Origin of the sequence: Buchnera aphidicola (Brevicoryne brassicae) (assembly GCF_005082825.1) — a bacterium.
Taxonomy (GTDB): Bacteria; Pseudomonadota; Gammaproteobacteria; order Enterobacterales; family Enterobacteriaceae; genus Buchnera; species Buchnera aphidicola_AK.
Genome location: NZ_CP034882.1, coordinates 533,043 through 552,055, shown reverse-complemented (window position 1 = coordinate 552,055; position 19,013 = coordinate 533,043). Strand labels below are relative to the sequence as shown.

15 protein-coding genes, 2 tRNA genes, 2 rRNA genes and 1 other RNA gene are annotated in these 19,013 nt (G+C 28.0%); 10 read left to right on the top strand and 10 right to left on the bottom strand.

The features are described from left to right. Nucleotides 1–54 precede the first annotated feature (54 nt). Both fmt and def read right to left on the bottom strand, forming a co-directional pair. Entirely contained in the window at nt 55–999 is a 945-nt protein-coding gene (gene fmt / locus D9V66_RS02545; protein ID WP_158365868.1) for a methionyl-tRNA formyltransferase, read from the bottom strand. 15 nt (nt 1,000–1,014) lie between these two features. Continuing rightward, on the bottom strand, nt 1,015–1,524 hold the full coding sequence (gene def / locus D9V66_RS02540) for a peptide deformylase (RefSeq protein ID WP_158365867.1): 510 nt from the start codon (nt 1,522–1,524) through the stop codon (nt 1,015–1,017). Between the two features lie 262 nt (nt 1,525–1,786). Here def and D9V66_RS02535 point away from each other — a divergent pair, with 262 nt between their 5' ends. The 7 genes from D9V66_RS02535 to cspE all read left to right on the top strand — a co-directional run bounded on the left by D9V66_RS02535 (nt 1,787) and on the right by cspE (nt 7,608). Continuing rightward, the gene (locus D9V66_RS02535; RefSeq protein ID WP_158365866.1) at nt 1,787–2,260 is read left to right on the top strand and encodes a DUF494 family protein; all 474 of its coding nucleotides are present in this window, start codon (nt 1,787–1,789) and stop codon (nt 2,258–2,260) included. Nucleotides 2,261–2,362: 102 nt separating this feature from the next. Further along, complete coding sequence (locus D9V66_RS02530; RefSeq protein WP_187308387.1) at nt 2,363–2,890, top strand: Sua5/YciO/YrdC/YwlC family protein; 528 nt, start codon at nt 2,363–2,365, stop codon at nt 2,888–2,890. Beyond that, entirely contained in the window at nt 2,883–3,701 is an 819-nt protein-coding gene (gene aroE / locus D9V66_RS02525; protein ID WP_158365864.1) for a shikimate dehydrogenase, read from the top strand. Before D9V66_RS02530 ends, aroE begins: the two co-directional genes overlap by 8 nt. A 138-nt stretch (nt 3,702–3,839) precedes the next feature. Then, a tRNA-Glu gene (locus D9V66_RS02520) sits at nt 3,840–3,912 on the top strand. Between the two features lie 154 nt (nt 3,913–4,066). After that, nucleotides 4,067–6,982 (top strand): 23S ribosomal RNA (locus D9V66_RS02515). Between the two features lie 94 nt (nt 6,983–7,076). Further along, nucleotides 7,077–7,192: ribosomal RNA gene (rrf, locus tag D9V66_RS02510) — 5S ribosomal RNA — on the top strand. Nucleotides 7,193–7,398: 206 nt separating this feature from the next. Beyond that, the gene (gene cspE / locus D9V66_RS02505; RefSeq protein WP_009874442.1) at nt 7,399–7,608 is read left to right on the top strand and encodes a transcription antiterminator/RNA stability regulator CspE; all 210 of its coding nucleotides are present in this window, start codon (nt 7,399–7,401) and stop codon (nt 7,606–7,608) included. Nucleotides 7,609–7,701: 93 nt separating this feature from the next. On the opposite strand, the gene ybeD is transcribed toward cspE, so the two are convergent. Next, nucleotides 7,702–7,965, bottom strand: a complete 264-nt coding sequence (gene ybeD, locus D9V66_RS02500; protein WP_158365863.1) for a DUF493 family protein YbeD — start codon at nt 7,963–7,965, stop codon at nt 7,702–7,704. Between the two features lie 219 nt (nt 7,966–8,184). On the opposite strand from ybeD, the gene cysS reads away from it, so the two are divergent. Beyond that, nucleotides 8,185–9,570 carry a cysteine--tRNA ligase gene (gene cysS / locus D9V66_RS02495; RefSeq protein WP_158365862.1) on the top strand — a complete coding sequence of 462 codons (1,386 nt, stop codon included), beginning with the start codon at nt 8,185–8,187 and terminating at the stop codon, nt 9,568–9,570. Nucleotides 9,571–9,579: 9 nt separating this feature from the next. On the opposite strand, the gene folD is transcribed toward cysS, so the two are convergent. Further along, nucleotides 9,580–10,440: a bifunctional methylenetetrahydrofolate dehydrogenase/methenyltetrahydrofolate cyclohydrolase FolD gene (folD, locus tag D9V66_RS02490; RefSeq protein ID WP_158365861.1), complete on the bottom strand. Its 861-nt coding sequence runs from the start codon at nt 10,438–10,440 to the stop codon at nt 9,580–9,582. A gap of 152 nt (nt 10,441–10,592) precedes the next feature. Here folD and D9V66_RS02485 point away from each other — a divergent pair. After that, a tRNA-Arg gene (locus tag D9V66_RS02485) sits at nt 10,593–10,666 on the top strand. 5 nt (nt 10,667–10,671) lie between these two features. Here the strand turns inward: D9V66_RS02485 and adk are convergent. The 4 genes from adk to dnaX form a co-directional block, all read right to left on the bottom strand. After that, on the bottom strand, nt 10,672–11,319 hold the full coding sequence (gene adk / locus D9V66_RS02480; protein ID WP_158365860.1) for an adenylate kinase: 648 nt from the start codon (nt 11,317–11,319) through the stop codon (nt 10,672–10,674). A 75-nt stretch (nt 11,320–11,394) separates the two neighbouring features. Further along, nucleotides 11,395–13,269, bottom strand: coding sequence for a molecular chaperone HtpG (htpG, locus tag D9V66_RS02475; protein WP_158365859.1), 1,875 nt, complete (start codon nt 13,267–13,269; stop codon nt 11,395–11,397). A gap of 75 nt (nt 13,270–13,344) precedes the next feature. Then, nucleotides 13,345–13,674, bottom strand: a complete 330-nt coding sequence (locus tag D9V66_RS02470) for a YbaB/EbfC family nucleoid-associated protein (RefSeq protein ID WP_158365858.1) — start codon at nt 13,672–13,674, stop codon at nt 13,345–13,347. A gap of 267 nt (nt 13,675–13,941) precedes the next feature. Further along, nucleotides 13,942–15,027: a DNA polymerase III subunit gamma/tau gene (gene dnaX / locus D9V66_RS02465; protein ID WP_158365857.1), complete on the bottom strand. Its 1,086-nt coding sequence runs from the start codon at nt 15,025–15,027 to the stop codon at nt 13,942–13,944. A gap of 201 nt (nt 15,028–15,228) precedes the next feature. Between dnaX and ffs the strand changes: the two genes are divergently transcribed. After that, nucleotides 15,229–15,324: signal recognition particle sRNA small type (ffs, locus tag D9V66_RS02460), an RNA gene on the top strand. 4 nt (nt 15,325–15,328) lie between these two features. Here the strand turns inward: ffs and D9V66_RS02455 are convergent. Both D9V66_RS02455 and D9V66_RS02450 read right to left on the bottom strand, forming a co-directional pair. Then, complete coding sequence (locus D9V66_RS02455; RefSeq protein WP_158365856.1) at nt 15,329–17,071, bottom strand: SmdB family multidrug efflux ABC transporter permease/ATP-binding protein; 1,743 nt, start codon at nt 17,069–17,071, stop codon at nt 15,329–15,331. A 25-nt stretch (nt 17,072–17,096) separates the two neighbouring features. After that, nucleotides 17,097–18,842, bottom strand: coding sequence for a SmdA family multidrug ABC transporter permease/ATP-binding protein (locus D9V66_RS02450; protein ID WP_158365855.1), 1,746 nt, complete (start codon nt 18,840–18,842; stop codon nt 17,097–17,099). Nucleotides 18,843–19,013 lie beyond the last annotated feature (171 nt).

Genomic DNA, 19,013 nt, shown 5'->3' with positions numbered 1-19,013 from the left:
AACTTACCGTTTGCTGTTTTTTTTGATATTCACATTTGGAATAGTAAAAATTTTTTATATAATCATACCTATTTTAAAAAAATTTTTTTTTGAAGCAAGTAAGCTTTTCACATCTATAATTTTTTTCCCAGGTAATTGTATTTTTTGAATGTTTAATATTTTATCAGAAGTATTTATTTTAATTCCATCGTTACTACAAAATATAATTTCTCCTATTGAAGCATTAGTTTGCGAAATAGGAATCACTTCTGCCTTCCATACCTTAATTGTTTGATTATTTAAAATAAAATAACAGACAGGCCATGGATTAAATGCTCGTATTAAACGCTCTAATTCTAATGCTTTTAAATTCCAATTTAAAAGACCGTCTTTTTTATGAATTTTTTTTGATAAAATAGCGTCTTTTTCATTTTGTTTTTTTTCAATAATTGTATTTTTAGAGATTTTATTTAAAACTTCTAATAATGCTTGAACTCCTATTTTCATTAGTTTAAAAGATAAACTTTCATATGTGTCTTTTGAGGATATACTACATTCAACAGAATGCAGTATATTACCAGTATCAATTTTTTCATTCATTTTGATTATGCTAATGCCCGTTTTTTTATCACCATGTGAAATTGATGATTGAATCGGAGTTGCACCCCTCCATCGAGGTAACAGTGAGGCATGAACATTAATACAACCATTGGGAAACATACCTAGAATTTTCTTTGGTATGATTTTTCCGTACGATACAACTATCATTATATCTGCATTAAGTTTTGATATTTTATCTTGAAATATTTGATCATTTAAATTTAAAGGCTGTAAAACAGGAATTTGGTTTTTTATAGATATTGTTTTTACAGGAGAAAAAATAATTTTTTGGCCTCTTCCAGAAGGAAGATCTGGTTGTGTGATTACTGAGATTACTGTTTGTGAAGAATTAATTAATATTTTTAAATGTTCAGCAGAAAAATGTGCTGTCCCGGCAAATATAATTTTTAATTTTTTCAAATTTATATTATTCCTTTAATAAAACGTTTTTTGTTTTTCTATTTTTTTGAATTTTTTTTGAATTCTATCTTTTTTAAATTTTGATAAATAATCAATAAACAATTTACCGTGAAGATGATCTATTTCATGCTGTATGCAAATAGATACTATTGATTGTGCTTCTATTTCTATTTTTTTTCCATCTATATTTATAGCTTGGACTTTTATATAGTTTGATCGGGGAATAATAGCACGATATTCCGGAATTGATAAACATCCTTCTTCAATACTAATTTGACCTTCTTTTTTAAGAATGACTGGATTAATAAGTATCAAGTTGTTGTTTTGTTCTTCCATTTTTTTTATGACTATAATTTGTAATTGAATATTAACTTGAGTTGCAGCTAAACCAATTCCTTCTTTTCGATACATTGTATCAATCATATTTTTTGCAATATTTTTTATATTTGTATCTATTTTATTTATAGGTTTAGCTTTGAGTCTTAAACGTTTATCTGGATAATATAATATTTTTAAAAAGGACATAGATTTAAATTTAAAATTTTTGAATTTTATGTATTAGTATAGACTTTTTTATTATAATTAAAAGTTTACTTATATTGTTTTTATATTTTTTTTAAAAAAATAATTTTATTATTTATTTAAAATTTTTTAGTAAAATTTATTTGATATTGCATTATTTAATTTTGTGTATTATTTATACATTAATATAAATATAATAAATTTATACGCATGTAAAAATATATTACTAAATATTTAAATTTTTTAATATGTAATCGAGGATCTAATGTTTGATATATTAATATACTTGTTTGAAACTTATGTACATAGTAAATCTAAAATTTCTATTGATTACGATAGTTTGACAAATGATTTATCAGATATAGGCTTTCAACAAAGAGATATTTATAATACGTTACGTTGGTTAAAAAATTTATCTTGTTATAAAAAGAATATTATTTCACCTATTAATTCATTATCAAAAAAAATGTCTATTCGAATTTATACTCAAGAAGAATCTCTTAAATTAAATTCTGATTGTCGTGGTTTTATACTTTTTTTAGAACAATTAGAAATATTAACATTAGATACACGCGAAATGATTATTGAAAGAATTATGGAATTAGATATTAATGAAATTAATCTTGAAGATTTAAAATGGATTATATTAATTGTATTATTTACAGTTCCTGGATGTGAATTAGTTTATAGAAAACTTGAAAATTTATTATTTAATTTTAAAGAAGAAATTATTCATTAAATATTTTTTATGTTTATGAAAAATATTATAATATTTTTTTATAGTGAGAAGATTTTAATGAATAAAGATTGTTTTTCAAATTCACTTTTGTATTGTATAAAAATGTTACGTGATAAAAATGTGATCGCATATCCTACAGAATCGATGTTTGGACTAGGTTGTGATCCTAATAGTAAAGAAGCTGTATTAAAATTACTACGTTTAAAAAAAAGAAATATAGAAAAAGGATTAATATTAGTAGGTTCAAATTTTCATCAGATCAAAAAGTATATTAATGAAAATCTTTTATCAAAAGAACAAAAGAAAAAAATTTTTTCATTTTGGCCGGGACCCTTTACTTTTTTAGTTCCAGCAAATTCTAAGGTTCCTTTTTGGTTAACAGGGAAATTTGATACTATAGCTGTACGTATCAGTGCACATACAAGTATAATAAAGTTATGTGATGCTTTTGGTGAAGCTTTAGTATCTACAAGTGCTAATATTACTAATATGACTCCAAGTATTACTTATAAAGAAGTTTTTAAATATTTTGGTGAAGATTTTCCACTATTACATGGAGAAATAGGTAATGAAAGAAATCCTTCTAAGATTATTAATATTACTAACGGAAAATTAATTCGTCATGTTTAAAAATCAAAATTTTAATTATGCTGTATTTGGTAATCCTATTAATCATAGTAAATCACCTGAAATTCATGGTTTTTTTTCTAATCAAACAAATGTTTTTCATACTTACGAATCTGTTAATGTGCCATTAGATGAATTTGTTTCTTTTTTACTTAAGTTTTTTAAAAAACATGGTAAAGGTGCGAATATTACTGCACCTTTTAAACAAGAAGCGTACTTATTTTGTGATAAATTAACAGAAAGAGCTAGAATTGCTCAATCTGTTAATACTTTAAAAAAAGTCAATAATAAATATATTTTAGGAGATAATACAGATGGAATTGGATTATTATCTGATTTAATTAGATTAAATTTTATAAAAAAAAATAATTCAATATTAATACTTGGTGCTGGCGGAGCAGTTAGAGGAATTCTTTTTCCTCTATTGTCATTTGGATGTTCTGTGTTTATTTTAAATAGAACTTTATCAAATGCTGAAAAATTAGTTGTTCAATTTAGTAAATATGGAAAAATTAATATTTTTGATAAAAATTCATCAGAAAAGAAGCATTTTGATCTAATTATTAACGCAACATCAAAATATGATAAAAATAACGAAAATAATATAGATGTATCTTTTGTGTCATCTAAAACTTGTTTTTATGATATGAATTATCACAAGTATGACACACCTTTTTTTAGTTCATATATTAAAAAAAGATCTAATGGTATAGGAATGTTAGTTTTTCAAGCAGCTCATTCTTTTTTTTTATGGCATAATATTTTTCCAGAAACAAATTATATTATAAATTCTTTAAAAAGAAATATGAAATAGAAATAAAATAATTTTAATGTTTTTATAATAATTTTTTTAATATTTAATGAATAATGAAGAAAATACTTGACTCTTTTTTTTCGATCTGTATTATTTATAATATAGTTTAAAAAAATAGTTTTCTGTATTTTTTTAAATGTCCCCTTCGTCTAGAGGTCTAGGACACCGCCCTTTCACGGCGGCAACAGGGGTTCAAATCCCCTAGGGGACGATAAAAAAAATTAAAAAATAATATATACTAATTGAAATTATTGTGTTATTCTTTAGCTTATAACTTTAAAAAAGTTTAAAATATAAAAATGCTCTTTAAAAATTCGGAAAACAAGCATAAATAAATTATTTTTTAAAACACCTGTGGGTTGTAAGGTTAAGCAAGTAAGCGTACATGGTGAATGCCTTGGCAGTCAGAGGCGAAGAAGGACGTGCTAATCTGCGAAAAGCGTCGGTAAGCTGATATGAAGCGCAATAACCGTCGATTTCCGAATGGGGAAACCCGATGTATTTAATACATCATTATTAACTAAATAAAATAGGTTAATAAAGCAAACCAAGGGAACTGAAACATCTAAGTACCTTGAGGAAAAGAAATCAACCGAGATTCCCTTAGTAGTGGCGAGCGAAAGGGGAACAGCCCAGAACCATAATCAATATAAATTACAGTAGAATGATTTGGAAAATTCAGCGATACAAGGTGATAGCCCAGTATACAAAATAATTTTTATTGTGGGTTCGAAAAGTAGAGCGGGACACGAGAAATCCTGTTTGAATATGGGGGGACCATCCTCCAAGGCTAAATACTCCTGACTGACCGATAGTGAACTAGTACCGTAAGGGAAAGGCGAAAAGAACCCCGGCGAGGGGAGTGAAATAGAACCTGAAACCGTGTACGTACAAGCAGTGGAAGCATGTTTTCAAATAAACATGTGACTGCGTACCTTTTGTATAATGGGTCAGCGACTTGTACTCTGTAGCAAGGTTAACCAAATAGGGGAGCCGAAGGGAAACCGAGTCCTAAATAGGCGTTAAGTTTCAGGGTACAGACCCGAAACCCGGTGATCTAGCCACGGGCAGGTTGAAGGTTAGGTAAAACTAACTGGAGGACCGAACCGACTGATGTTGAAAAATCAGCGGATGACCTATGGCTAGGGGTGAAAGGCCAATCAAACCGGGAGATAGCTGGTTCTCCCCGAAAGCTATTTAGGTAGCGCCTCGTGAATTCATCTACGGGGGTAGAGCACTGTTTCGGCTAGGGGGCCATCCCGGCTTACCAATCCGATGCAAACTCCGAATACCGTAGAATGCTATCACGGGAGACACACAGCGGGTGCTAACGTTCGTTGTGGAAAGGGAAACAACCCAGACCGCCAGCTAAGGTCCCAAAATCATAGTTAAGTGGGAAACGATGTGGGAAGGCATAAACAGCCAGGATGTTGGCTTAGAAGCAGCCATCATTTAAAGAAAGCGTAATAGCTCACTGGTCAAGTCGGCCTGCGCGGAAGATGTAACGGGGCTCAAACTATGTACCGAAGCTGCGGCAGCATAAATTTTTTTTATTGCTGGGTAGGGGAGCGTTCTGTAAGCCTGTGAAGATATATTGTAAAATATGTTGGAGGTATCAGAAGTGCGAATGCTGACATGAGTAACGATAAAGCAGGTGAAAAACCTGCTCGCCGAAAAACCAAGGTTTCCTGTCCAACGTTAATCGGGGCAGGGTAAGCCGACCCCTAAGGCGAGGCTGAAAAGCGTAGTCGATGGACAACAGGTTAATATTCCTGTGCTTAATATTACTGCGAAGTGGGGACGAAGAAGGTTAGATTATCCAGGCGACGGTTGCCCTGGTTTAAATGTGTAGGTATGATAATTAGGCAAATCCGGTTATCTTTAATCTGAGGCATGATGACGAATCACTAAGGTGATGAAGTAATTAACACCACGCTTCCAAGAAAAGCCTCTAAGCATCAGGTAAAATTAAATCGTACCCTAAACCGACACAGGTGGTTAAGTAGAGAATACTAAGGCGCTTGAGAGAACCCAGGTGAAGGAACTAGGCAAAATAGTGCCGTAACTTCGGGAGAAGGCACGCTAGTATTAAGCGAAAGGATTTACTCCTCTAACTGAAACTAGTCGAAGATACCAGCTGGCTGCAACTGTTTATTAAAAACACAGCACTGTGCAAACACGAAAGTGGAAGTATACGGTGTGACGCCTGCCCGGTGCCGGAAGGTTAATCGAAAGAGTCAAAGGAAACTTAAAGCTCTAGACTGAAGCCCCGGTAAACGGCGGCCGTAACTATAACGGTCCTAAGGTAGCGAAATTCCTTGTCGGGTAAGTTCCGACCTGCACGAATGGCGTAATGATGGCCAGGCTGTCTCCACCTGGGACTCAGTGAAATTGAAATTGCTGTGAAGATGCAGTATATCCGCGGCAAGACGGAAAGACCCCGTGAACCTTTACTATAGCTTGACACTGAATTCTAAATTTTAATGTGTAGGATAGGTGGGAGGCTATGAAATTAAAACGCCAGTTTTAATAGAGCCAAACTTGAAATACCACCCTTTAAAATTCGGTATTCTAACCTAGTGCCGTAATCCGGTACAGAGACAGTGTCTGGTGGGTAGTTTGACTGGGGCGGTCTCCTCCCAAAGAGTAACGGAGGAGCACGAAGATTGGCTAATCACGGTCGGACATCGTGAGGTTAGTGTAAAGGCATAAGCCAATTTGACTGTGAGCGTGATAACGCGAGCAGATGCGAAAGCAGGTCTTAGTGATCCGGTGGTTCTGTATGGAAGGGCCATCGCTCAACGGATAAAAGGTACTCCGGGGATAACAGGCTGATACCGCCCAAGAGTTCATATCGACGGCGGTGTTTGGCACCTCGATGTCGGCTCATCACATCCTGGGGCTGAAGCAGGTCCCAAGGGTATGGCTGTTCGCCATTTAAAGTGGTACGCGAGCTGGGTTTAGAACGTCGTGAGACAGTTCGGTCCCTATCTGCCGTGGGCGTTGGAAGATTGAGGGGGGCTGCTTCTAGTACGAGAGGACCGAAGTGGACGCATCACTGGTGTTCGGGTTGTCATGCCAATGGCATTGCCCGGTAGCTAAATGCGGAAAAGATAAGCGCTGAACGCATATAAGCACGAAACTTGCCCCAAGATAAGTCTTCCCTGAAACAGAAATGTTTACTGAAGGGACGTTGAAGACTACAACGTTGATAGGCTAGATGTGTAAGCATAGCAATATGTTGAGCTAACTAGTACTAATGACCCAAGAGGCTTAACCTTACAACACCAGAGGTGTTTTTAAAATAAATTTAATAAAAAGCTTGTTTTACTGAATTAATAATTATGTTTTAATAACACAACTTTTATTAAAAAGCCTGGCAAAAATAGTGTAGTGGTACCACCTGAATCCATTCCGAACTCAGAAGTGAAACGCTTCAACGCCGATGGTAGTACGGGGTCTCCCCGTGTAAGAGTAGGTAAAAGCCAGGTAAAAAAAACCCGAAATATCTTTTTTCGGGTTTTTTTATATTTAAAATAAATTACTTTCTAGATAAAAATAGATTTACATGTTAATCTATTTAGAATTTAAACTTTTTTTATCATAATTTTTATTTTGAATTTTTAAAATAAAAATATAATTGATAATTGATCTCTTTTTTTAATTTAGTATGTTTTTTCATGTGAAGGTAATATAGATGTCCAAGATTAAAGGTAATGTTAAATGGTTTAATGAATCTAAAGGTTTTGGTTTTATTACTCCAGAAGATGGAAGCAAAGATGTATTCGTTCATTTTTCAGCAATACAAAGTAATGGATTTAAAACTTTAGCAGAAGGTCAAAGTGTTGAATTTGAAATTACCGAAGGAGCGAAAGGACCATCTGCCGCTAATGTTATTAGTTTGTAAAGTTATTTAAATGTTTTTTCTAAAAAAAACATAAGTATACTTTTTATAGTACGGCTCTTTAATAGGGCTGTACTATATTAAAGATACAATTTTTTATAAAACCATTCTAACTATATTAATTTTGCTAATTTCATGATATAAAATTTCAATTTGCTCAAAATTTTTAGCGCATATTGTGATTGAAACTGAAAGATAATTACCCCTATTACTTGATTTTACTTGAGGTGTATAATCTCCAGGAATTTGGGTTTGAATGACTTTTATTATTTGATCAATAAGTTCAGGTTGTGCCAAACCGATAATCTTATAAGTAAAAAAACAAGGGAATTTTAACATTTCTCTCAATTTTGTTTTCATTATTAATTCCAATTTTTTTTATAATAAAATATTCTATTATTTTTTTTAATTATGAATTTTAAAAAAATATTTTTTTATATATTTTATATTAAGGAAATATTAAAAAATTTTTTTGATATTTTTAATAAATAATAATTTATCATTTTATCATATTGATAATATAGAAAATAACATATTTTATGTTATTTTCTTTAAGTGTATTTCCATAGGATGCGAATTATGTTAAAAATTTTTAATACATTAACCAAAGAAAAAGAAATTTTTAAACCAATTAATAAAAATAAAGTAAATTTGTATGTATGCGGTGTTACTGTATATGATTTTTGTCATATTGGTCACGGTCGTACTTTTGTTGCTTTTGATATGATAGTTCGTTATTTACGACTTTGTGGATTTCAAGTAAAATATGTGCGAAATATTACTGATATTGATGATAAAATTATTTTCAAATCAATTAAAGAAAAAATTAATATTAATACCTTAACTACTAACATGATTGATGCCATGCATAAAGATTTTTCTCTGTTAGGCATTTTTCCTCCTGATGAAGAACCTCGTGTTACAGATTATATTGATGATATTATTAAAATAATAATAAAATTGATTAACAATCAACATGCATATATGAATAAACATGGTGATGTTTTTTTTTCTATAAATAGTTGTGATAATTATGGGATTTTATCTGGTCAATCTTTAAAATCATTACAATCTGGATGCCGTATTCCATTAAACAATACTAAAGCAAACCCGTTAGATTTTTTACTTTGGAAGGCTTCTAAAAAAGGTGAATATTATTGGAATTCTCCATGGGGTAAAGGTCGTCCAGGATGGCATATTGAATGTAGTGCTATTAATAATGTTTTTTTTAAAAATTCTATAGACATTCATGGAGGTGGTTCTGATCTTCTTTTCCCTCATCATGAAAATGAGAGAGCTCAGTCTGCATGCTTAAATAATAAATTTATAGTAAATTATTGGATGCATACAGGAGTAGTCATTACTAACAATCAAAAAATGTCTAAATCTTTAGGCAATATTTTTCTTTTAAAAGAAGTTTTAAAAAATTATAATTCTGAGGTTCTACGTTATTTTTTTCTATCAACACATTATCGTCATCCTATTTATTATAGTGAAAAAAACTTACAACAAGCATATGTATCATTAAAATATTTATACACTTCATTATCTAATACTAAACCTTTTCCTAACATTGAAGAAGGTATGAATTTTGAATTTGAATTTTATAATGCAATGAATGATGATTTTAATACACCTAAGGTATTTTCTATTTTTTTTAAAATAGCGAGAAAAATTAATTTTTTCAAAAAAAAGGATATATTAAAAGCAAATAAATTTGCTTTTAGATTACAATCTTTAGGAAATTTTTTAGGTTTTTTATCACAAACACCTGAAGATTTTTTGCAAAAAAAACATATTTTAGAAGAATCTATGTTTCAAAGAATAGAAAAACTGATACAAAAAAGAAATATTGCAAGAAATTCTAAATTATGGAAAGAAGCAGATGATATAAGAAAAAAATTAACATCTTTAGACGTAGTTTTAGAAGATTTACCTGATAAAACAATATGGCGTAAAAAATAAAAAAATTTTTTAAAAAAAATAATTCTTTTTTTCACATGCTTCTAATGTATTTTGAAGTAACATAGCAACAGTCATAGGACCAACGCCTCCTGGAACGGGAGTTATGTAAGAAGCTTTTAAATACGCTGTTTTGAAATCTACATCACCTACTATTTTCCCATTTTCTAATCGATTAATACCAACATCTATCACTATAGAACCGTTTTTAATCCATTCTCCTTTTAAGAATTTTGGTTTTCCTACAGCCACAATTAATAAATCGGCATTCTTGACGTGATTCTTTAAATTTTTAGTAAATCTATGTGTCACGGTAGTTGTACATCCTGCTAGTAATAATTCTAAGCTCATAGGCCTTCCAACTATATTAGAAGCTCCAACCATTACTGCATTTAATCCATGAGTTTTTATTTTATTATGTTTTAACATTGTAATAATACCTCTAGGTGTACATGCTCTTAATGTTGGGCTTCTCTGACACAAGGAACCTGTATTATAGGGATGAAATCCATCTACATCCTTGTTAGGAGTAATACTTCGTAAAATTTTTATATGATTGATATGTTTAGGAAGTGGAAGTTGTATTAAAATTCCATCTATTTTTGTATTATTATTCAATTTTTCTATTAAATTTAAAATTTTTATTTCATTTGTATTTTCAGGAAAGTTCCAAAATTCCGAAAAAAAACCAACATTTTTACATGCTATTTGTTTTTTTTTTAAATAAATTTGAGAAGGAATATTATTCCCAATTAAGATCATAGCTAATCCGGGAATTTTTTTACCATTTTTTTTTCTTTGATTAACTTTCTTTAAAATATTTAATTGTATTTTATTTGCTATTTTATTACCATCTATAATTATTGCTGGCATTATTAATTAACTCGATTAATTTTTGAATTATTTCAAATCATATACTAAATTATTGTTATAATAAACATCTAGATTATAAAATATGATAATATTAATAACATTTTACTTGTATATATATTATATTAGTGTTAGATTTTAATTTAATAATTTATGCGTTCTTAGCTCAGCTGGATAGAGCAACGGCCTTCTAAGCCGTAGGTCACAGGTTCAAATCCTGTAGAACGCAAAAAACTATTTTTTTAAAAAATTTTCTATTTTATTTTTAATATTTAGAAGAGAATCCATAGCATTAATTGTAAAAAATTGTAATTTTCTTTGTGATGCTTGATTCAAATAGTATTTTTTTAATGGATGAGTTATTTTTTCATATTCTCTTAGTCTTTTTTCTAAAATCTCTTTTTTATCATCTTCTCTTACAATTAAAGTATCTCCAGTTAAATCATCTTTGTTATGAATTTTTGGTGGATTGAATTTTATATGATAAATTCGGCCTGATTGAAGATGTGTTCGTCTACCGGATATACGTTCTAATATTGCTTTATTTGGCATTATAAAATCTAACACATAATCTATAATTATTTTATTTTTAGATAGGTAATAAGCTTGTTCAATACTCCTTGGAAAACCATCTAATAAAAAACCATTTTTACAATCTTTTTTTTTAATTCTTATTTTTATTAAATCACATACAATTGTATCAGAAACTAATTTTCCTTTTTTAATTGTATTTTTTATGATATTACCAATTTCATTTTTTAAATAAATATTTTCTCGTAACATATCACCTGTACATATTTGTGGAATGTTGTATTTTTCTGAAATAAGTTTCCCTTGTGTTCCCTTTCCTGTACCAGGTGCACCTAGTAAAATAATACGCATAATTTTTTTCTTATTATATATTAATTTATAAATCGCTTCGAGATTACTACTATTATAGTAGTAATCATAATATTTTTATTGAATAAGTAATTTATTCATTCTAGAAATAAATTCATGTGGATTTTCTAAATTTCCTCTTTCGGCTAAAAAAGCTTGATCTAATAATAATTTAATCCACTCTTTAAATTCAATTTCATCATTGATTAAACATATTTTTTTTATTAATAAATGTTTTGGATTTATTTCAAAAATATATTTTAATTCTGGAATAGATTGTCCCGCCGCAGAAAAAAGTTTAGCCATTTGTGTAGTCATTTCATTAGAATCACTAAGAAGAACACATGGAGTTTCTGTTAATCGATATGTTAATCTTACGTCTTTTACTTGATTTCCAAGAAATTTTTTTACTCTCTTTAAGAATTCAATCATTTCTTTCGACAATTCATTGTTTTTTATTTTTTTGTCTTCTGTTAGCTTATTAAGTGATATATCTTCTTTACTAATAGATTGAAATTTTTTTCCTTTGAATTCTACAAGATAATTCATCATCCATTCATCTATTCTATCCGATAATAATAAAACATCGATATTATTTTTTTTAAACAACTCTAAATGTGGACTATTTTTTGCTGATATGTAACTATCTGCAGTAATATAGTATATTTTTTCTTGTTTTTCATGCATGTTAGATATGTATTCTTCTAAAGATAATGTTTGTTCAGCGCTATTATTTTTAATGGAAGCAAAACGTAAAAGATTGGCAATTTTTGATAAATTTTCATTATCTTCTGCGGGACCTTCTTTTAAAACAAGTCCGAATTGATTCCAGAAAGTTTTATATTTTTCATTAGAATCTTTTGATAGTTTATCTAGAATTTTTAAAGATCTTTTTGTTAATGCTTTTCTGATATTAGTTGTAATTGAATTATCTTGTAATATTTCGCGAGAAACATTTAAGGGTAAATCACTAGAATCTATTAGTCCTCTTACAAAACGTAAATAATTAGGAAGAAATTCTTGAGAATTATCCATAATATAAACACGTTTTACATACAGTTTTAAACCATGTTTATTATCTCTATTCCATATGTCCCAAGCTGCTTTTTTAGGTATATATAATAAACTAATATATTCTTGATTACCTTCTACATGATTGTGACTCCATATTAATGGATCATTTTGGTCATTAGTAAGGTGTTTATAAAAATCTTTATATTCATCATTAGTAATAGAAGACTTATTTAGTGTCCATAATGCTTTAGCTTTATTAATTTGTTCCCAAAAATATGTTTTATTTTTTTCATCATAATTTTGTATGTTTACTGGTACGGTAATATGATCAGAATATTTGCTAATTATGTTTTTAATACGCCATGTTTCTAAAAATTCTTCTTCTTCTTTTTTTAAAAATAAAGTAATTTCAGTTCCTCTTGTTTTTTTTATAATATTTGTTACATTATATTCTCCTTCTCCTGAAGATTCCCATAATGTTCCTTCTTCAGGTTTTGTACCAGCATATCTAGTTCTAACACATACTTTTTCTGATACAATAAATGATGAATAAAAACCAACGCCAAATTCTCCAATAAGTTCGTTCTTTTTGCTTTGTTGTTTTTCTAAAGATTGAAGAAATGACTTCGTACCTGATTTAGCAATTGTACCAAGATTTTCTATTGTATCTTTTCGAGTCATTCCAATTCCATTATCACTAATAATTAGAGTTCTTTGGGCTTTATTAATAGATATTTGAACTTTTGTTTGGCTGTCATTTTCATATAATAATGGTGATGATATTGATTCAAATCGTAATTTATCTATTGCATCTGATGCATTGGATATCAATTCTCGTAAAAAAATTTCTTTATTAGAATATAATGAGTGAATCATTAAGTGTAATAATTGTTTTACTTCGGATTGAAAATTATATACTTCTTTTTTTTGTGTTGTCATACAGATATCTCTTTATATAATATATATTTATAATTTTTTTAAATAAATTTATGTTTAATATAAATTTTTTATTTTTTATTTAGGTATGTTAAAACCTGTTGGAAATTGCATTCCTGTAGATATTGCAGACATTTTCTTTTTTTGCACTTCAGAAATTCTTCTTGCTGCATCGTTAAAAGCAGCTGCAGCTAAATCTTCTAACATATCTTTATCATCTTTAAGTAAACTGGGATCTACTTCCACACGTCTACAATTATGAGCACCATTAATAGTTACCTTAACCAGTCCAGCACCAGATTCTCCTGTAACCTCTATTTGAGCAATTTCTTCTTGAATTTTTGCCATTTTTTCTTGCATTTGTTGTGCTTGTTGCATCAAATTACCTAATCCATTTTTAGTAAACATATATTTTTATCTCGTTATGTTAAATTATATAATATTTTTTTCATTGAAATAATATTAAAATTAATTTTTTTAAAAAAATGTATTTTTTTAGAGTGAAATTTTAGGAATTTCATATAATGAAATATTGTTTTTTGATATATTATTACAATTTTTATAAAAATTTTAGTATATGTATGGTCTTTTTTTTATATTTTAATATTTTTGTAAACATTATTTATGTATTATTGTTATTAAATTTTATATATATATTATTTTTATAAATATTTTTTATACTGTATCAATTGCACGTAATATCGTCATTTCTACTCCCATTTTAGCGTTAGGTGAAAAATTTAATTCTTTTTTTCCATTTATTAATATTTGATAACATAATTGTACGTTTTTTTTATCAATATCTTTTGCTAACATTTGAATTTCATTTTTATAATTTCCTATAATATTTTTTGCCCATATTAAGGGAAAGGATTGTGACATAGAAATGTGATGTAAAAAACGTAAAATTTCTGTTAAAATTTCTTCCCATTCTATTCCCATATTACTAATTTCATCTAATAATAACATTATTTTTTTTGAATCTTTTTTTAATATTGCCTTAGTTAATAAAAAAGAATAGTGTTCAGATGGAATTCCTAACATTTCCATTACATTTTTTATATTGACACAATTATTTCCTAGATTTATAGCATGTTCTAATAAGTTAAGAGCATCTCGTATACTTCCCTTAGCATGACAAGATATTCTTTTTAAAGAATCGTTATCAAAATCAATACATTCTTTTATTAAAATTTTTTTTAATAAATTAAATATTTTTTCTTCAGAAAGTGTTTTTAATTTCAAGCATAAACAACGAGAAATAATTGTTTTAGGGATTTTTTCTATATCTGTAGTCGCTAAAATAAACTTAACATGTTTAGGAGGTTCTTCAAGTGTTTTAAGAAGCGCATTAAAACTATTCCGAGAAAGCATATGAACTTCATCAATTAAATATACTTTGAAACGACTTTTCGTAGGAGCATAATAAATATTATCTAACATATCTCTCATATCTTCTACTTTTGTTCGAGAAGCTGCATCTATTTCAAAAACGTCTAAACATAATCCTTTTTCTATTTCTTGACAAATAATGCATTTTCTACAGGGATGTGATGTGATACCTGTTTTACAATTTAAACTTTTAGCAATTAATCGAGCAATTGTTGTTTTTCCAATTCCTCTTGTTCCAGATAATAACCATGAATGGTGAATACGCCCTAGAGAAAATTCGTTACATAAAGCTGATATAATATGTTTTTGTCCAATTACATCCTCAAAGGACTGTGGTCGCCATTTTCGTGCTAATATTTGATGATTCATATAAAATTTTATAATATTTTATCAAAAGACTATGCTAACAATATTTGTTGTATTATGAAAGAATTCTTATTTATTTTATAAATGATTTTTTTATTATAGCTATTGATTGTAAATATTAGTTGTAATTTTTAAATTTGATCTATACAATAGTATTCTCATTTTAATTTATAATTTTATTATAAAAAATAAAATGGAGTTTTCTGTTAGCCTCTAACACTGTAAAATTGAACACTTGGTCAGATCTGGAAAGAAGCAGCCAATTCAGCTAATACAGGTGTTATGATATAGCTAACAGATTCTCCTAAGATCTAGATAATTGAAGTTTATACATTTTCCAATAACAATTTTTTTTATTTAATAATTCCTCATGTGTACCCAATTCAATAACTTCTCCCTTTTTTAAAACTACAATTAAATCCGCTTCAATAATAGTGGATAATCTATGAGCAATTACTACCAAAGTAGATTTTGTTCTTATTGATAATAATGTTTTTTGAATTAATTGTTCTGTTCCAGAATCAATATTTGCGGTGGCTTCATCTAATACAAGTATTTTTGGAGGCATAACTAATATTCTAGCAATAGCTAACAACTGTTTTTGACCTACAGACAGGTTATTTCCTTCTTCTCCTAATCGAGAGTAAATTCCATTTGGCATAGATTTTACTAAAGATGAAAGATGAACTGTATCTAATATTTGCCATATTTTTTTTTCAGAAATTTTTCTTCCTAATGTAATATTAGCAAAAATAGTATCTGAAAGAACTATTGGATCCTGTTGTACCATTAATATATTTTTTCTTAAACTAGAATGACTAATTGAATTAATGGGTTTATCGTCTAAATATATTTTTCCCATTTTTATAGGATAATAGCCCATTAACAAATTTGCTAAAGTGCTTTTTCCGCTACCTGTATGTCCTACGAATGCAACAAAATATTTTGAAGGAATACATATATTAATATTTTTAAGTATGTTTTTTTTACAGTTATCATAGTTAAAACTAACATTTTTAATATTAATTTTTCCACTTTTTAGTATTGTTTTATTGTTTCCATATTTTTGTTTTGGTGAATCTATGAGAGTAAAAATTCTCTCTCCTGCAACAATAGATTGTTGTAATACAGATTGTTGTATGGTAATTGCAATTAAAGGTTCATTTAATCTTCCAAGATAAGTAATAAATGCATAAAGAACTCCTACTTCAAAAGCTCCAATTTTAAAACAACTAAACAACAAAATAAAATTACATAAAACTAAAGCAGATAATAAACTAAGAAGAGGTCTTAATAAAAAACCTTCTAATTTTAATATTTTCATACGTGCTATATAATGTAATTCACTGCTATTTTGAATAGATTTTTTAAATCTATTTTGTTGTCGGAATTGTTGAATTACATTTATTCCATTAATAGTTTCGTTGAATTTATTATTAATATCAGCTAAATAATATCGTACTTTTCTTAAAAGTGGAGTACTATGTTTTTGATAAATTAACATTATTGTTATTACTAATGGTAAAATGAGCAGAGCTATCATTGCCATGTGCCATTCAAGAGTAAACATTGCAAATAATATAATAAAAATTAATGTAATACTTTTAAATAACGTAGGTGCAACAGTATCATATAGTTCTTTTACTGCTTCAGTATCATTAGTTACTTTAGAAATCATTTGTCCAATAGGCTGAGAGTCAAATTGACTAATAGGTTGTCTCAATGCAGCATTCATAACATCTTGACGTAATTTACTAATAACTTTTACTGCTATTTTGTTAAATAAAATACTTTGAAAATAATTAAAAAAAACTGATAATATTTGTAATATTATATATATTATAATAATAATACATATTATTTTGAAATGTAATTCATGTTTAGATAAAATATTATTAATAAAATAACTTATTAAAATTGGTCCTATTACTTCTGATATTGACCCACTTAAAAGTAAGATAAATGCTAAGATCAACTGTTTTTTAAAAGGTATTAAATAAACTAATAAACGTTTTAAAATTGGCCAAAATTCGATTAAATGATCCATGTTATAAATTTTTCACCTATTTTTTTTAATTATCTTCAAGTTCCATTTTTAATTTTTGATATGAATACATAGATTTATACCAATTTTCTTCTTTAGTTAATTTTAAGTGATTTCCTCTTTGTATAGTTGAACCATTTTTTATTACTATAATTTCATCCGAGTTAATTAATGCAGATAAACGATGCGCTGTAATAATTAAAGAATGTCCATTTTTTTTCCATTTATTAATATTGTTCAATATATTATTTTCTGTCTGACCATCAACAGCAGATAATGCATCATCTAATATTAATATTTCTGAATTTAATAATAATGCACGAGCGATGGCAATGCGTTGTTTTTGACCTCCTGACAACATTACGCCACGTTCACCAACTTGAGTTTTATATCCCTTTGTTAAAGAAATAATATCTTTATGTATGTCAGCTAATTTTGCAACTGATTCTATTTCTTTTTGAGATGCGTTTGGTTTACCTAAAGCAATGTTATTGGCAATACTTTCTGAAAATAAAAAAGAATTTTGATTTACAATTGCAATTCGACTTCTCCATTCATCAATTTTTAATTCTGATAATGGTATAGAATGATAAGATATTTCTCCTTTTTGAATTTTGAATTCGCGTTGAATTAGTTTTAATAATGTACTTTTACCAGATCCTGTAGGACCACAAATACCTAATGTTCTTCCAGGGTCTAGAACAACATTTATATTTTTTAATGATGGAATTTTATTTTTTGGATAGAAAAATAGATTAATATTAATATTTAATCTACCAGGAGAATGTGGAATTTTTTTGTCTCCATCGTTAATATACAATTTTTTATTGATAATAGAATATATTCTGTCCCAAGCCGCACTCCCTCTTTCAACTATATTAAACATCCATGCTAGTGCTAACATTGGCCAAATCATTAATCCAAGATACATGATAAAACTGGTAAGTTGTCCTATAGTAATTTTGTTATTCCAAACTAAATAACCCCCGCCTATAACAGAAAATAAATTAGAAAAAGCGACTGATAGATAAATTACTGGATCGAAACGAGCATCTATTTTTGCTACTTCCATATTTTTTTTTCCAGTTTTATTTACAATAATATCAAATTTATTTGACTGATTTTTTTCTAAACCAAATGCTCTGATCATTCTAATACTGGTTAAAATTTCTTGTGTTTGGTTGTTTAATAAAGAAAAAGAAGCTTGAGCATGACGAAAAGTTTCATGAAGTTCTTGTCCATATTTTTTGATTAAAACTGCCATAATAGGCATTGGTATTAAAGAAATCATTGTTAAAAAAAAGCTAATCTGAGTACTCATTATAATTAAAACAGAAAAACCCATAAATAATGAGTCTACTAATGTTAAAACACCCTCTCCTGCAGCAAAAACTACACGATCGACATCATTTGTAGCTCTTGCCATTAAATCTCCAGTTCTGTTTTCTAAAAAAAATTTTTGACTTTGATGACTAAGATAAGAATAAAATTTTACTCGAAGTTCTGTAGCTAGTTGATAAGAAGCTCCAAACAACAATATTCTCCATAAATATCGTAATGTATATACAATTAGAGCTATTAAAAAGATAATACAAATCCAAGGTAATATTTGCATACCATGCATTTTTTCTTTTATAATTAAATCTATTAAAATACCAACTATTTTAGGAGGTAATAATTGTAAAATAGAAATTATTATTAATAGTACAATAGCTCCTAAATATCTTTTCCATTCTCTTATAAAAAACCATCTTAATTGGTTAAACAATTTCACAAAAAAGTCCTAAAAGTTAAATTTTTATAAATGTTTTTTTGAATATTGCAGTACTTTGTATAAATTATAAAAAATTTTAATAAAAAAAAAATTATTTTCTGTGATAATATAAAAAATATTTTTTACAAAACATTCTTTTTATCTATATTCAATATAAAAGTCAATTTTTTT

Coding starts and splice junctions, on each gene's coding strand:
- def (WP_158365867.1), bottom strand. CDS start 1,524: ATGTCCTTTTTAAAAATATTATATTATCCAGATAAACGTTTAAGACTC.
- D9V66_RS02535 (WP_158365866.1), top strand. CDS start 1,787: ATGTTTGATATATTAATATACTTGTTTGAAACTTATGTACATAGTAAA.
- D9V66_RS02530 (WP_187308387.1), top strand. CDS start 2,363: ATGTTACGTGATAAAAATGTGATCGCATATCCTACAGAATCGATGTTT.
- aroE (WP_158365864.1), top strand. CDS start 2,883: ATGTTTAAAAATCAAAATTTTAATTATGCTGTATTTGGTAATCCTATT.
- cspE (WP_009874442.1), top strand. CDS start 7,399: ATGTCCAAGATTAAAGGTAATGTTAAATGGTTTAATGAATCTAAAGGT.
- ybeD (WP_158365863.1), bottom strand. CDS start 7,965: ATGAAAACAAAATTGAGAGAAATGTTAAAATTCCCTTGTTTTTTTACT.
- cysS (WP_158365862.1), top strand. CDS start 8,185: ATGTTAAAAATTTTTAATACATTAACCAAAGAAAAAGAAATTTTTAAA.
- folD (WP_158365861.1), bottom strand. CDS start 10,440: ATGCCAGCAATAATTATAGATGGTAATAAAATAGCAAATAAAATACAA.
- adk (WP_158365860.1), bottom strand. CDS start 11,319: ATGCGTATTATTTTACTAGGTGCACCTGGTACAGGAAAGGGAACACAA.
- htpG (WP_158365859.1), bottom strand. CDS start 13,269: ATGACAACACAAAAAAAAGAAGTATATAATTTTCAATCCGAAGTAAAA.
- D9V66_RS02470 (WP_158365858.1), bottom strand. CDS start 13,674: ATGTTTACTAAAAATGGATTAGGTAATTTGATGCAACAAGCACAACAA.
- dnaX (WP_158365857.1), bottom strand. CDS start 15,027: ATGAATCATCAAATATTAGCACGAAAATGGCGACCACAGTCCTTTGAG.
- D9V66_RS02455 (WP_158365856.1), bottom strand. CDS start 17,071: ATGGATCATTTAATCGAATTTTGGCCAATTTTAAAACGTTTATTAGTT.